Annotated in this window: 12 protein-coding genes and 1 tRNA gene; 2 read left to right on the top strand and 11 right to left on the bottom strand. The window is 56.9% G+C overall.

What is annotated here, in order from left to right:
• Nucleotides 1-191: 191 nt before the first annotated feature.
• From B2W52_RS21935 to B2W52_RS21905, 7 genes are all read right to left on the bottom strand, one after another.
• Entirely contained in the window at nucleotides 192-1,031 is an 840-nt protein-coding gene (locus B2W52_RS21935; RefSeq protein WP_286804084.1) for a DUF2797 domain-containing protein, read from the bottom strand.
• Nucleotides 1,028-1,318, bottom strand: a complete 291-nt coding sequence (locus B2W52_RS21930) for a YeaC family protein (RefSeq protein ID WP_008170505.1) — start codon at nucleotides 1,316-1,318, stop codon at nucleotides 1,028-1,030. Before B2W52_RS21930 ends, B2W52_RS21935 begins: the two co-directional genes overlap by 4 nt.
• A 165-nt stretch (nucleotides 1,319-1,483) precedes the next feature.
• Entirely contained in the window at nucleotides 1,484-2,347 is an 864-nt protein-coding gene (locus tag B2W52_RS21925) for a rhomboid family intramembrane serine protease (RefSeq protein WP_053114787.1), read from the bottom strand.
• Nucleotides 2,348-2,390: 43 nt separating this feature from the next.
• Nucleotides 2,391-3,404: a metallophosphoesterase gene (locus B2W52_RS21920; protein WP_286804083.1), complete on the bottom strand. Its 1,014-nt coding sequence runs from the start codon at nucleotides 3,402-3,404 to the stop codon at nucleotides 2,391-2,393.
• A 2-nt stretch (nucleotides 3,405-3,406) separates the two neighbouring features.
• Nucleotides 3,407-4,291 carry an NAD(+) kinase gene (locus B2W52_RS21915; RefSeq protein WP_008170512.1) on the bottom strand — a complete coding sequence of 295 codons (885 nt, stop codon included), beginning with the start codon at nucleotides 4,289-4,291 and terminating at the stop codon, nucleotides 3,407-3,409.
• Nucleotides 4,292-4,402: 111 nt separating this feature from the next.
• Nucleotides 4,403-5,650: a DNA repair protein gene (locus tag B2W52_RS21910; RefSeq protein WP_286804082.1), complete on the bottom strand. Its 1,248-nt coding sequence runs from the start codon at nucleotides 5,648-5,650 to the stop codon at nucleotides 4,403-4,405.
• A 205-nt stretch (nucleotides 5,651-5,855) separates the two neighbouring features.
• Entirely contained in the window at nucleotides 5,856-7,925 is a 2,070-nt protein-coding gene (locus B2W52_RS21905; RefSeq protein WP_286804081.1) for an oxidoreductase, read from the bottom strand.
• 154 nt (nucleotides 7,926-8,079) lie between these two features.
• Between B2W52_RS21905 and B2W52_RS21900 the strand changes: the two genes are divergently transcribed.
• Nucleotides 8,080-9,129, top strand: a complete 1,050-nt coding sequence (locus tag B2W52_RS21900; protein ID WP_273073179.1) for an AraC family transcriptional regulator — start codon at nucleotides 8,080-8,082, stop codon at nucleotides 9,127-9,129.
• Between the two features lie 250 nt (nucleotides 9,130-9,379).
• On the opposite strand, the gene B2W52_RS21895 is transcribed toward B2W52_RS21900, so the two are convergent.
• Together B2W52_RS21895 and B2W52_RS21890 are read right to left on the bottom strand one after the other, a co-directional pair.
• Nucleotides 9,380-9,456: transfer RNA gene (locus tag B2W52_RS21895), tRNA-Asp, on the bottom strand.
• Nucleotides 9,457-9,594: 138 nt separating this feature from the next.
• Nucleotides 9,595-10,626, bottom strand: a complete 1,032-nt coding sequence (locus tag B2W52_RS21890) for an AraC family transcriptional regulator (protein WP_008170520.1) — start codon at nucleotides 10,624-10,626, stop codon at nucleotides 9,595-9,597.
• 285 nt (nucleotides 10,627-10,911) lie between these two features.
• On the opposite strand from B2W52_RS21890, the gene B2W52_RS21885 reads away from it, so the two are divergent.
• Complete coding sequence (locus B2W52_RS21885) at nucleotides 10,912-11,787, top strand: MaoC family dehydratase (protein ID WP_104270285.1); 876 nt, start codon at nucleotides 10,912-10,914, stop codon at nucleotides 11,785-11,787.
• On the opposite strand, the gene B2W52_RS21880 is transcribed toward B2W52_RS21885, so the two are convergent.
• Nucleotides 11,784-13,361: an ATP-binding response regulator gene (locus tag B2W52_RS21880; protein WP_286804080.1), complete on the bottom strand. Its 1,578-nt coding sequence runs from the start codon at nucleotides 13,359-13,361 to the stop codon at nucleotides 11,784-11,786. The genes B2W52_RS21885 and B2W52_RS21880 overlap by 4 nt on opposite strands.
• Nucleotides 13,362-13,406: 45 nt before the next feature.
• Nucleotides 13,407-14,033, bottom strand: a complete 627-nt coding sequence (gene fixJ / locus B2W52_RS21875) for a response regulator FixJ (protein WP_008170525.1) — start codon at nucleotides 14,031-14,033, stop codon at nucleotides 13,407-13,409.
• Nucleotides 14,034-14,153: the final 120 nt, after the last annotated feature.

Below are 14,153 nucleotides of genomic sequence, written 5' to 3'. Positions count from 1 at the left end.
CCCGTGCGCCATCCTCAAAAAGCTCGAATCGCAGGTCTACAGTGTCGACCAGATACGCAGGTACCTTGTAATCGCTCAGATAAATGGTTTGTGGCTGGCTGGTACGCATGGGTTTTCTCCAGAATTCGCGGCCTGTGGGCACTGGCGTACAGTACCCACAGGCATGACAAGATTTGCCGGGAAAGGCGCTATCAGCCTTCCATGACCCGGAAGCGGACTTCATAACCGGTGAACTTCCGAATATTGATCACACCGGTATCCAGAATAAGGTACTGCCCCTTGATGCCCTCAAATACGCCTTCGACCTCCGGCGATTTGTCGAGGTTATGGGTTTTGATCTTGGCTGGCCAGACCTGGACAGGATAGCTCAGGCCAAGCCCCTGCTCGTCAACTTCCCGAATGGAGTCCTGGCCGTGGGCCTGCCTGAGCGACTCAAGGTCGTCGGATATCAGCCCAAGCATCCGCTGCCGCTCACCCACCAGATCGAGTTCCGGGACATCGCCCTTGAGCATGGCCCGCCAGTTGGTCCGATCGGCGACGTGAGCCTTACAGGCAACTTCCACAAGGCCTGCGAGGTATCGCGTTGCAACTCGCACCATCGGGATAGCGTCAACAGCCCCCTGATCAATCCACCGTGTTGGCACCTGGGACGCCCGGGTAATACCAACCTTGAGACCCGACGAGTTCGCAAGGTACACCACATGCTCCACCATGCAATGGGTTTCACCCCACTCGGGCTCACGGCAGGTACCAAGATGATAGTGGCACTTCTCCGGACTCATGATGCAGCTGTCACAAGCGGCAAGCTTGCGGAAACAGGGGTAACAAAAGCCCTGATTAAAGCTTTTGTTGGTTTTCCTGTCGCAATGGATACAGCGAATCACGCCATCAAAATCCAGGCGCAAAGGCCTGCCGATCAGATCATTCAGAGGGATACGGGTATCGCCAACGGCAATGGAATAGGCCACCGGGTTTCCGGCCTCCGCCGGCATTTTCCGGAGCCGGCCGGTGACATCAATCAGTTCGCTCAAGACTTGACCTCGACAAACTGGCTGGGGTCCATATCGTCTTTATCCTGCTTGCGCTGCACCGAAGGATCGCAGGCGGTACCGGCTTTGCTGCCCCGATCCAGGTAGCCAGTACGCTCTTCTTCAGGAATGTTGTGAAGGTTCTCGTAGTAGATCACCGCTTCCAGGCTGATTTCACGCTGTTCGGGCGTCAGTTTTCGGCCATCAGGCCATTTGCCGAGTTCAATTGACTGCCGGAGGCTCCGGTAGACATTGGGATCCAGTCGCTCGATCAGTTCTTCGTAAGTCATCCCGCTCTCCTGAAAAAACGTTCATTAAAAATATGGCGGAACCGTTTGACAGCATCAAACGATAATGATTATCATTACTTCACCAAATGACGACGGTCGTATCATTTGGTCTCTCTCATCAGGAGCTAAAAGCTCTTTTAACGCCCCGCCTCTGGCGGGGCTTTTTTATGCGCCCCTTCTGCCTTTTACGGGCAAAACCACCGCAAGGGCCAGGCCGGCAACAAACCCGCCCAGGTGCGCCTCGTTGGCCATACGCCCGAGCCCGATCATTTCGGGCAGCGGGGTAAATCCGATGACCATCCACGCAACGGCAAAGGTTACCAACGCAGGTGGAAACTGAAACCTCGGTGCCGATCGCTGGCTGAGCCAGCAATAACCCAGAATCCCATAAACCACTCCCGATAGCCCACCGAACAGCGGACCCGAGACAAAATACTGCAGGCCGTTGGAAATCAGGCTGGTGATCACAAACAGCATGATTAGCCGGGCGCGACCATCAAACCACTCGATCTGGCTACCCAGAAACCAGAGCATGACCGAATTGAAAATGATGTGGGTCCAGCTGAAGTGCAGAAAATCCGGCGTCAGCAGCCGCCAGACCTGGCCGCTTGCCAGCGTCGCTGTCAGCGCTTCAATGCGGCCGGCCATGGTGCTCCAGTCGTAATCCCGGGGGTCGATCACCATCAGGCTGGCCGCCAGCTCATTCTGCCCCATGGCCGTGAGCCAGACCATGGTTACGGCAAACACGATAATCCCCAGCACCAGCGGCGCATGACGTGGAGAAGGTTGCCAGCGGCCACCAACAAACACCGGTGAGCGGTTCTGACGATCCACCGCTTCCCTGATTTCCGGTTCCGCCATAAAACGGTCAAGGGCCGAGAGCACGGGTTCCGCATGGGCGGGATCTTCCAGCCAGAGCACCTGGAACCCGCCCTCTTCCGTGATGCGGTGGGTCACACCCTGGCCGTTCAGCCAACGGCTGAAACCCGCCAGGTTTACCGTGGTATCCAATTGCTTGACTCGGTACACCGCTTACTCCGCCTCCGGAAATGATTCAGCCACAACGCTCGGTCTAGCGTGCAAGACTGTCCTCGCTATTGGGATAATCCGCTTGCTCCGGTCTTTCCACATCAACCCAGACAAATTTGTCCCGGGAAAGTGCCCGCTCACCATCCATTCGGTAAGCGACCAACCGCCCGTACTTCACGGCACTGTAGTCGATGCACGCGACATTGGATTTGAGCGGCGCCGGCTCTCCTTCCATCCAGTAATGCCCGACAAAAACCGGGGGCGCATCAAGAGGATAACTGATCAGCTGCTTTCGCTCGCTTTCCGTCAATACGCGGCTTGCCACTTCCGGTGGCAACGGGTCCGGCTGGAAGACAACATCGGCATAGGTATGAGGATCGTCGGCCCAGAACTTGGTTCGGAAAAACTCGCGCACATAGCCATCCCGACCGGTGATGGTCATTCCCCGGGGGAGCCGCAGATCCGTCCCCCTCAAAAGGGTATCCATAACCTGCCCGGCAAAAGACTCGATGGCGGCAGAAGCGTGCAGGAAATCCTCATCAATGCACGCACCACCCTGCGACTGCTTGAATTTCTCAATCAGGTCGCCATCCCAACACGCGTGCACAACGCGGAAATCCTCGTCGTCGATGAGCAGCGGTATGGTGTAGAACCACTCGAGAAACTCATTCCACTCGTAGGGGTGCGCTTCGAACTGCTCGAGAGTCTCGCGGATCAGGCGGTCGTGACGCGCGTTGTGCTCGCGCAGGAAGGTTTTGCCGCTGCCCGGGCGCGCCCGCGTACAGTAACCCAGGGCATTGTACTCATGGTTGCCCATGACAATTCGGGCCGAACCATGTTCCACCATATCGCGCACAAGGTGCAGGGCTTCACGGATGCGTGGGCCACGATCAATGATATCGCCGATGAAGATCGCCTGACGACGGGGATGCTGGTAGACCCCGTTGATTTTCCGATACCCCATCTGCTCCAGCAATCTGGCCAGGGTATTGGCACAGCCGTGAATGTCGCCAATGATGTCGTAACCGCGGTTTGCGGTCGATTTTGTAGCAGCCATGATCAACTCGCTGATATTTCACTAGCCCAGCCAAGCTTGTCACGGCAGGTGGCGTAGAAATTATGGTCTGTGGGGTGAATCAACCGGATCTTGAACGGCTTTTTGGTAATGCGAATGATATCGCCCGGCGCGCAGGCAATGTTCATCTGGCCGTCAAAGCTGATTTGCGGATAGGTTTCATTGGTCTCCCCGATCACCAGTTTGATCTCGCTCTTGCCATCGACGACGATCGGCCGGCTACTGAGAGTGTGGGGAAACATGGGCACCAGAACAATGGCGTCCAGCTTCGGGTGCATAATCGGACCACCGGCAGACAGCGAATAGGCGGTAGACCCTGTCGGCGTAGAGACAATCAGGCCATCCGAACGCTGGCTGTACACGAAATGGCCGTCGATGAAGAGGTCAAAGCCAATCATCCGGGTGGATTTACCGGGATGCAGTACGACATCGTTCAGGGCCGTACCAAACCCCAGGGGCTGGCCGTTGCGCTCAACATTGCCATCCAGCAGGAACCGCGTCTCCTCCATGTACTCGCCTTCCAGAACCTTGCCCAGGCGCTCCTCAAGATCGGACGGCGATATGTCAGTCAGGAAGCCCAACCGCCCACGGTTCACCCCAAGCAGGGGAATCTTGGACTTGGCCAACTCCCGGGCGGCGCCCAGAAGGCTGCCATCCCCGCCAACCACGATGACCAGGTCACAGATTTCGCCCAGAAGCTTTTTGCTGGCCACCTGCAGGCCATGCCCTGGCAGCATGCTGGCTGTGTCTTCTTCAAGAATGACGTGGTAATTGTTGGTGATCAGGTACTGTTTGAGCTGGCGCAGTGATTCAACCACTTTCACACTGCCCATTCGGCCAATTACACCAATGTTCCTGAACTGATCCATGAAGTTTCCTGTGATGTCGGGATGCGGCGGGGACCAACGAAACCGTTACCCCGGTGACAATCTGGCGTACAGTTTAACGAAAGTCACCCCGATACTGAAAAAGTTCAAACCTCAGGCCTGGTGTTTCTCACACCGATCGTCAACGCCCGGGCGGAATTCCGAGGGCTGGCTTACCCGCAGGATCGGCTCACCACAGGGTTTGCCATCGTTGCCCTTGTGGGTGCACACAGGATTTTCATAGTGATCCAGCCATTCACGATAGGCGGGCTCATTCATGCCGCAGCGTTCCGCGGCGTAGGCGGTGGGGTTGCTGAAGTAGGTCTCAATGTCCTTGAAGGGCAGCGTTACGTGACCGGCGCCTGGCTGGTAGGCCACCAGGAACACCGTCTGGCGCTTCAAATGGTCCATGATGGAGTCTTCCGGAGGTTCGCGGTTTCTCAGCTCGTGGTTCTCTTCCTCGAGAGCGACAATCTTCTCGTCTCTCAGCTCGAGTTCGCGCTGACGCCGCTCCAGCTGCTCCCTGAGGAGCAGGAGCTCGGCACCCGCGTTTGAATCCTCCCGCTGTTTCTCCTCACCTACCGCGGCCATCTGCTCCTGCATGGCGAGGTACTGCTCGTTTCTTTCGGAAAGTCGCTTCTTGAGCTGCTCATTACTGAGGCGCTGGCGTTCGTATTTCTGCTCGAGATCCGCAATATCACTGCGTAACCCCTGGACCTCCAGCCGGTGCTCTCGCTGGATATCCGAAAGCGCATCGCGGTGGACACTCTGGAGGGTCTTGATCCGCAGGCGTTGCTCACGAATCAACTGCGCCAGGCGGGAACGGTCGGCGGCGGCTGCGGCCTCTTCGCGCTCCGAAGAATCTTCTGCCTGCTCATTCAGAACCGGAATATTCTCTTCCTGTACCGGCTCAACTTTGCGGAATTTAAGGCTATTGGCCTCTACTGCCTTGCGAATGGCCTGGAAATGATTATTCCCCGGGGTCATGTCCGGGTCCCAAAGATCCTCCTTGAACTTGGGATCGGGGCATTGGCTTCGGCAAACCAGCCGGATCGGACCACCGCCCATGTCCGGCCCCTTGGCGCCTTGCCTGGCGAGCTCTTCAATCGGCAGGTTCCAGTGACTGTCTGCCCTGCCCTCCTCATCAAACCAGATTCGGAAGAACACGAGTGCCTGAACCCGAAGATCGGGACTCAACTCAACCAGAACAGCCCTGACATCGGTTTCGGCAAGATCGGACAGCCCAACGTAGCCATCCAGGAAAGCGCCGAATTCCGTGGCCCGCATTTCGCGAGCCACCTGGCTTCCTTCCACAAAAAATACCGCCGAATAACCATCGGTTGCCTGGTCGGCAGACACCATTGCACGTTCTCCAAAGTTCAACGACTCGACACCACACGACAGAACACTGAGAGATGTTCCATCCGATCGTGGTGCCGGCCTCTTCAACCCCAGCCTCCCGGAGCCGGGGCGAAGACGCAAGCTGACAGACTCAAAGCTATTAGTCTAGCCAGACAATCGTTTCTGCACAGGGAAAAAGTGCAACGATTTGTGATCGTGTTTGCGCTTAAAGCTCTGCTGCCAGGCGACTGCCCTGGTTGATCGCTCGCTTGGCATCGAGTTCAGCCGCCACATCCGAGCCACCAATCAGGTGAACTGGCAGGCCCGCTGCCTCGAGTTCGCTTTGCAGTTCGCGCAGCGGCTCCTGGCCCGCGCAGACGATAATGGTATCCACGGGCAGCACACGATCTTCGCCCTGCTCTGCGCCTTTCGGCGTGACCGTTATATGCAGCCCCTCATCATCGATTTTACGATAGGTCACACCGGGCACCATCTGAACCTGACGGTTTTTCAGGGAAGTCCGGTGAATCCAGCCGGTGGTCTTGCCCAGGTTCTTACCCACTTTCGAGGCCTTGCGCTGAAGCAGATAGACTTCCCGGGCAGGCTCCGGTACCTGGGGCTCAACGCCCTGGATGCCACCACGATGCTCAACACTGAGATCCACACCCCACTCACGCATGAAGTGATCGGTATCCAAAGCAGCTGACGTGCCCTTGTGGACGATAAACTCGGAGACATCGAAACCGATACCGCCGGCGCCGATCACGGCCACTTTCTGGCCAACCGGCTTGCGCTCCAGCAGCGCGTCCAGATAACCGATCACTTTGGGATGATCGATACCCTCGATTTCCGGCGTACGCGGCTTTACGCCAGTGGCCAGAATCACTTCGTCAAAGCCACCGGCTTTCACGTCGTCAGCGCTAACCCGGGTGTTCAGGCGTAAATCGACCTGATGCTTGTCGAGCATCACCCGGAAGTAACGCAACGTCTCGTAAAACTCTTCCTTGCCCGGAATCAGCTTGGCAACGTTGAACTGGCCACCAATCTCACTGCCGGCGTCAAACAGTGTCACCTTATGGCCACGCTCTGCCGCCACGGAAGCAAAAGCCAGTCCTGCCGGGCCGGCACCAACCACCGCGATGGATTTGGGCTTCGCGGTCTTCACGTAGGTCAGCTCGGTTTCATGACAGGCGCGGGGATTGACCAGGCAGGACGTCAGCTTGCCACTGAAGGTGTGATCAAGGCAGGCCTGATTACAGCCGATGCAAGTGTTGATCTCCTCCGCGCGATCTTCCGCCGCCTTCAGAACCAGATCGGCGTCTGCGAGGAACGGCCGGGCCATGGACACCATATCGGCATCGCCCTCGGCCAGAATCTTCTCGGCCACATCCGGCATGTTAATCCGGTTGGTGGTGACCAGAGGAATGCTCACTTCACCTTTCAAGCGCGCGGTCACCTTGGTAAATGCGCCCCGGGGAACTGAGGTGGCAATGGTAGGTACGCGGGCCTCATGCCAGCCAATACCCGTATTGATGATGGTTGCACCCGCCTTCTCGATTTCCTTGGCCAGATGCACCACCTCTTCCCAGGTACTGCCGTCTTCAATCAGATCCAGCATGGACAGGCGGTAAATCAGGATAAAGTTCTCGCCCACTCGTTCACGAACCCGGCGAACGATTTCGATGGGCAGACGAATGCGGTTTTCGTAACTGCCACCCCAACGGTCAGTCCGATGGTTGGTATGAGACACAATGAACTGGTTAATGAAGTAACCCTCTGACCCCATCACTTCAACGCCGTCATAACCGGCGCTTTGTGCCAGTGCGGCGCACTCCGCATAGTCCTGGATCTGCTTCTCGATGCCGTCTTCATCCAGCTCCCGGGGCTTGAACGGATTGATTGGCGCCTGAATGGCCGAGGGTGCCACCAGCTCCGGAGAATAGGCGTAGCGGCCAGCGTGGAGGATCTGCATGCAGATCTTGCCATCAGCTCCATGCACCGCATCGGTAATGACCCTGTGCTTCTCGACTTCCTCTTCGGTGGTCATCTTGGCGGCGTGCTGGAAAACGCCCCCCTCCACATTCGGAGCAATACCGCCAGTCACGATCAGGCCGGCACCGCCACGGGCACGCTCTGCATAGAATGCCGCAAGGCGTTCGAAGCCATTTTTGGCCTCTTCCAGGCCGGTGTGCATGGAGCCCATCAGGGTGCGGTTACGCAGTTTGGTAAAACCAAGGTCCAGTGGCTCAAGCAGGTTCGGGTACTTGGCAACGCCTGGCGTCGTGCTCGCGGTCATGTTTGCTCTCCTCATCGTGATCTCGGGCGGAACGCCTATAAATGACAGGGCTCCGTTCATTGTTGAGCCTTAAACTACCCGCGCATCTTGCCATCGACAATATCCAGGGATAACATTTTATTATCCTTGCATAACATGTCAGACAAAGGCTTCAATGAACGCCCACCTCTCCAGCCCGTCAAAAAACCGAAACTCACTCGGGGACATCAGTGTTCTCTATGCGTCGGCTCTTTTGCGGGCCGCCGAAGCCGAAGGCGCCAGCAGCGCAGAACTGGCATCCCGTTTCCAGCTTGACCATCAGACCCTGACATCACCGGAAGCGCGCATCAGCATCCCGCGGTTTATGCGTCTGGGGCATGCCGCGATCAACGAGACCGGCAACCCGGCTCTCGGGCTGAGGATGGGTGCGCTATCACGCCCTGTCGACGCGGGTATTGCAGGGCTGGCCGGAGAAACCGCCGGCACCACTGGCGCAGCACTCGCCACGCTGATTCGATACGCTCTGCTAACCAGCCGCAATAGCCGTGGCGTTCCAACGGTCCAACCGGAAACCCGGCAAGCAAAGTTCTACTCGATTCGTCCCTATAACGGCTTCAACTACTTCGTGGTGGATTCCGTTCTTGCCGCGTGGACCCAGTTTCTCAGGACCGTTACGGGCCGTTATGACGTTCTGGAGAAGGTCACTATCGAATACCGATCAATCGGCCAGGATGATTTGTTCGAGAGCTGGTTCCGCTGCCCCGTGCAGTTTGGAGCTTCGAACAACAGCCTTACCGTTCGTCAGGACATTTGGGAAAGCGCCAGCCAGCAGGCTCAGCCCGCCATGCATGAAAAGCTTTCGGATCTCTGCGAACGGGAACTGCAGCAGATACGACGGGGGTGGACCACAGGCGACCGCGTAAAAAACCTTCTCACACCCCTGTTTCGGGGCGAGACACCCAGCCTGGAAACCATTGCAGTTAAACTGGGGATTGCGCCATGGACGCTCCAGAGACAACTGGCCGCCGAGGGAACCGGATTCAGGGAACTGGTGGATGAAACGCGAAAACAGTTAGCGCGGGATTATATTCGGGAGACAGAGACATCACTGGCGGAGATTGCCTGGCTTCTGGGTTTTGCCAATCCTGCGGCCTTCCACAAGGCCTACCGGCGCTGGTTCAATCTAAGCCCCGGGGAGCACCGAAAGCAGATCAGGCATGGATGACATCGGTGATGGTTTCATCCCTTGCCTATAACTCCATGGCGTCGTCCCAGCCATCATCGTCTTCATATTCTTCGAACTGGTTTTCAATCAACTCTTCTTCGTAATCCCGCATCACAGCCTTCCTGATTCCTGAATTTTCAGAAATAGCCTAGAAGTTCTCAATGACAGAACGATGACAATGAAGCTTGGCGTTGAATGTAATGCAACTGGAGAAGTCGGATAACGTGAAAGGTAAAACGAGGGGAAAAAATGGCGGAGCGGACGGGACTCGAACCCGCGACCCCCGGCGTGACAGGCCGGTATTCTAACCAACTGAACTACCGCTCCGTGCGGGTCATCACAGCTCGCCTCGAAAAGGCTTGGCAATCAAGGGTGTGATTGCTCTGTGACAACGAGGGCGCATTATAAAGAGGCGCCCTGTTATGTCAACGCTTTTCCTAAAATATTTTCAGAAAAAGCGTTCTGTTACATGGCATCGACCATGGCGTCCTTGCCCTGGGCGGTTTTGCGGTATTCGATAGGTGTCATTCCGGACCAGCGTTTGAATGCGCGATAAAAAGTGCTGGGCTCAGAAAAGCCGGTCAGGTAGACAATCTCATCAATGGATTCATCGGTGGTTGCCAGCAACTGACGGGCCAGGCGATAGCGAAAATCCGCGAGTACCTGATTGAAACTGGTCTCGGCCTCTGTCAACCGGGTACGCAGGGTCCTCGGCTTGATGCCGAGCCGCTCGGCCACGGCATCGAGGGTGACCTCTCCACTATCGAGGAGCTCTGCGACAATCCGCTCCACCTGACCAACGATGTCTTTCTTCTCCAACCGGGCAACCTGTTCGCTGGCAAACCGCTCGTGCAGATCCAGCAGCTCCGGCTCGGCATGCGGCGAGGCATGGGAAAGCAGCTTGGCCGGGAAATACAGCCGGTTTTCCGGCGCACCGAAGGTGACGTCGCACCCCAGCACCTCGCGAACATGATCCTGGCCCTCGGCACGCTCATGCTCGAACTCGATGCGTGACGGGTAAAAGTTGCCATCGGTGATGGAGCGGAAAAAGGTAATCAGTCCCAGCACGAAACATTCATTGAAATGCCGTAAACGACGTACATCATCAGACGCTGCATCCAGAACCATGCAGGCATCGTCGCCCTCAATGAAGAAATCGGTGTTAGCAGCATCACTCAGCAGACGCTGATAGTTCTGGGCCCGACGCAGGCCCTCGCCGAAGGTTGGGCTGCTCAGAAAGAGGTATTCCAGCACCTGCCCCTTATACGCTGGCAGCAACTGTCCCAGATGCAGGCCAACATCCGGATCGCCGGAAACATCCTCAACAGCCTGCCAGAAGTACATCTGCGCACTGTGGGGAGTTCGAAGCTGTTCGGTATAAACGTAATTTTCATCCACACCCAGACGGCTGAAAATCGCATTGGTATCGATTCCCTTCTTTTTCATCGCCTCATAAATCAGGCGCAACATCACTCCCGCGTCACGAAGTTCCTGCATAAGATCCCGTTTTCTTATTTGTTGACTTCTACTTTGGCCGGCCGGACAGTCGCCGGGGCTCGCCAGGTCAATGCCTGATCTGGCAGGGTTTGCCACACTCCAGAGGTTTGTCAGATCCAGAGGGCCCAGAAAAGGCACCCTGTTAGACAATCGTCTTATATTAGAGCATATCAGGCCACGAACGCCGAGTTGTACCAAAATGTAAAAAAAAGCATATCCTCTGCTACTACGCTTTTACTCAGGCAGCGCCGGCATTTCCGGTCGAGGCTATAAAGGAGAACATCCATGCCAGAGACCCTCGTTTACCACACGACACCACCCGCCTTATTGCCCATGTATGGCAGAACACTGCTGCCGAAACAAAAGCAAACCGGCGGTGACGTCAGCATCCCGGAGTTGTCTGCCAGCCTGCTTGGCGTCAGTACTGCCGGCAAGAACCTCAAGCGCTACCAGCAGGTCTGTGGCTTCGCGGCGGGTAGTCATCTGCCCGTTACCTGGCCCCATGTGCTGGCTTTTCCACTGCACCTGAAACTGCTCACCGAGAAGGCCTTTCCCCTGCCGCTGCTGGGCCTGGTGCACCTGCGAAACACCATTACCCAGCACCGGCCGATCGGCACCGGGGAGAACCTGGATTTATCTGTACGACTGGGGAATACCGTAAAAAGTGACCGGGGCGTGGAGTTTGATCTCATCACCGAGGCTCGCTCGGCTGGCAAATTGGTCTGGGAAGAAGCGAGCACGACGTTGTTCCGACAACCGGATGGCGAGAGCAAGTCGTCCGGCAAAAAAACACCGCCAGAGCTGGAACGTTATCCAAACACCGAAAATTTCAAGGCGCCCGAATCGATTGGCCGGCAATACGCCCGGGTATCCGGCGACAGCAACCCGATCCACATGCATGCCCTGAGCGCCAAAGCGTTCGGCTTTCCACGGGCAATCGCCCACGGTATGTGGACCAAAGCCCACGCACTGGCGCTACTGGAACAACAGGAAGGCTGGCAAGCCAGTGCCCTCAGCATCAGCTGCCAGTTCAAGAAACCGCTGCTTCTGCCTGGTACAGCCCAGCTGAACTGGAACACCGGAGAAACGGGGTGGGACTACCAGGTGCTGAATGCCAAAGGCGATGCGCCCCATCTGACCGGGCGCGTCGACTGGTTTTAGGCAGGCTTGCCATCCGGTGCGCAGGGGGAACCCTGGGCGCCGGCAACGGGCAACGTGAAATAGAAACAGGCACCACCGCCTTCCGGCCGCTCGAAACCGATGTCGCCACCCTGCGCCTGTATGAGGGAACGGCAGGTTGAAAGGCCAATCCCCATCCCTTCGTCCTTGGTCGTGAAGAACGGCAGGAACAGTTTCTCTTCGGCATCTTCCGAGAGGCCGATGCCATGATCCCGCACCTGGATTCGAACACAGGTGCCACCCTGCACACTGGCACTCACTTCTACCGGCGCGCTGGAATCAATACTGCTGGTCGCTTCCAGAGCGTTGCGAATCAGATTCAGGGCGACCTGCTGTACCTGAACGGGATCGGCCAGAACCTCAGGCATGTCCTCAGGCACGGACAGCTCAATAGCGCCCTTGTTATTCCGCATATCCACCTCGGCAAACTGCCGGGTGTCTTCCAGCAACGCGGGCACCGACAGTACTTCCTTGCCCGTCGCCGGTTTTTTCATGAATCGACGAATGCGTCGGATGATTTCACTGGCGCGATGGGACTGTGCCTCGATCTTGTCGAGGGTCTCCTGGAGCGGCCCCATGCCAGGGCTTTCCTTTGCCATCATCCGCTTGGCGACCCGGGCATAATTGGTGATGGCGGTCAGCGGCTGGTTCACCTCATGGGCAACGCCGGCGGCCATTTCACCCATGGTGGTCAGGCGCGAGGTATGGGCAAGCTGATCGCGCTGTTCCTGAACCAGTTGCCGGGCATCCTCCAGCGCCTTTTCATTGTCCAGTTCGGCGGTGATATCCCGGAATACAACAACGGCACCGTGGAGCTCGTCAGAGTCCAGTTTCGGGGTTGAGCGGTACTCCGCCGGAAAGCCGGTTCCGTCGGCCCTTAGCATTCGGATATCCCGCTGGTTCTCGGCCACACCCTGCTGACAGGTCGCCTTCACCGGCAGTCCGTCCGGATTGTCACCGGCAGTCGCGAAGTGGGTTTCGAAGAAATCACGACCAATCAGCTCTTCCACCGGGCAGCCAACAATTGATGCCGCCGCCGGATTGGCAAATTCAATAATGCCGTTCTCATCGAGGCCGTAGATGCCTTCGCTGATGGAGTTCAGAATCCGGGCCTGGTCACTCTGCAGCTCCCGGTTGCGGGCCTGCAACTCTCTTTCAAGACGAATAACGCTGGCGTGGGTTTTCACGCGAGCGATCACTTCCTGGGACTGGAACGGCTTGGAGATGTAGTCGGCACCGCCGAGTGAAAAGCCCTTCACCTTTGCCTGCAGGTCGTCCAGCGCAGACAGAAAGACGACGGCACAGTCGGCCGTCTGCGGGGCGGCCTTGAGGCGCTCGCAGACTTCATAGCCGTCCATCTCCGGCATCATGATATCGAGGAGAATCACTTCGGGCTGATGGCGGTGGGCAAGGTCGAGGGCCTTTTCACCCTCGTTGGCAATGAGTAGCCGGTAACCTTTGTCTTTCAGGGTCTCATAGAGGACTTTGAGGTTCTGCGGATTGTCATCCACGAGCAGAACCGTCACCTCCGAGTTCTCGCTGACAGCTTCAGTCATAAATGTCGGGCCGGTTAGAAAAGTAACCGTATGATGCCGCCGGGATCACCCTGCGTCGATAAGGTCCTTTACGGACAGGACCATACGAACGAGATGTGCCAGGGAATGGGTCCCCATCTTGTGCATAACGCGGGAACGGTGGATCTCGACCGTGCGCTGGCTGATTTCCAGCTCAATGGCAATCACCTTGTTGGCCTGACCGGCAATCATACGGTCCATGATCTCGTGTTCCCGGGGGGTCAAGCTCTTGATGCGGCGAATGATCTCCTGCTTCTCGTCCAGAGACTTTCGCTGCTCAAGATCCTGTTTGAGGGCTGCCTCAATTTTCTCCAGCAGTGCCTCCTCACGGTAGGGCTTTTGAATGAAGTCCACAGCGCCCTCTTTCATGGCGTCGACGGCCATGGGGACGTCACCGTGACCCGTCACAAAGATAATCGGCAATATAGAGTGTTTTTCATTGAGCTTTTTCTGGAGCTCCATACCGTCCATGCCCGGCATGCGAATATCCAGCACAATGCAGCCTGCCATCTTGTCGGAGTAGTCCTTCAGGAAAGCGGTTGCACTCTCATAGGTCTTTACCGGCTTGCCGTCGGATTTCAGCAGCAGCTCCAGGGAATCGCGGACTGCTTCATCGTCCTCAACAACGTACACGGTTTGCTGGATATCAGTCATGGGTGTGTTCTCTCCTGTCCGTTTTCTTATGATCGCCGGTCAGTGAATTGACGGGTCTTTATGGTCGTCACGGGCATGTTCCTGGCGCTCGTGTTCCCGCATTTTTTCTAGCCGTTGCTG

The sequence above is a fragment of the Marinobacter sp. UBA2498 genome (genome assembly GCF_002341575.1).
GTDB classification, from domain to species: Bacteria; Pseudomonadota; Gammaproteobacteria; order Pseudomonadales; family Oleiphilaceae; genus Marinobacter; species Marinobacter manganoxydans.
This window is presented reverse-complemented; position numbering and strand designations above follow the sequence as displayed.

Excerpts from the sequence above, each read along its gene's own strand:
- B2W52_RS21910 (WP_286804082.1), bottom strand. The coding sequence starts at position 5,650 with ATGGTGTCTGCCGACCAGGCAACCGATGGTTATTCGGCGGTATTTTTT.
- B2W52_RS21885 (WP_104270285.1), top strand. The coding sequence starts at position 10,912 with ATGCCAGAGACCCTCGTTTACCACACGACACCACCCGCCTTATTGCCC.
- B2W52_RS21890 (WP_008170520.1), bottom strand. The coding sequence starts at position 10,626 with ATGCAGGAACTTCGTGACGCGGGAGTGATGTTGCGCCTGATTTATGAG.
- B2W52_RS21920 (WP_286804083.1), bottom strand. The coding sequence starts at position 3,404 with ATGGCTGCTACAAAATCGACCGCAAACCGCGGTTACGACATCATTGGC.
- B2W52_RS21880 (WP_286804080.1), bottom strand. The coding sequence starts at position 13,361 with ATGACTGAAGCTGTCAGCGAGAACTCGGAGGTGACGGTTCTGCTCGTG.
- B2W52_RS21905 (WP_286804081.1), bottom strand. The coding sequence starts at position 7,925 with ATGACCGCGAGCACGACGCCAGGCGTTGCCAAGTACCCGAACCTGCTT.
- B2W52_RS21900 (WP_273073179.1), top strand. The coding sequence starts at position 8,080 with ATGAACGCCCACCTCTCCAGCCCGTCAAAAAACCGAAACTCACTCGGG.
- fixJ (WP_008170525.1), bottom strand. The coding sequence starts at position 14,033 with ATGACTGATATCCAGCAAACCGTGTACGTTGTTGAGGACGATGAAGCA.
- B2W52_RS21915 (WP_008170512.1), bottom strand. The coding sequence starts at position 4,291 with ATGGATCAGTTCAGGAACATTGGTGTAATTGGCCGAATGGGCAGTGTG.
- B2W52_RS21930 (WP_008170505.1), bottom strand. The coding sequence starts at position 1,318 with ATGACTTACGAAGAACTGATCGAGCGACTGGATCCCAATGTCTACCGG.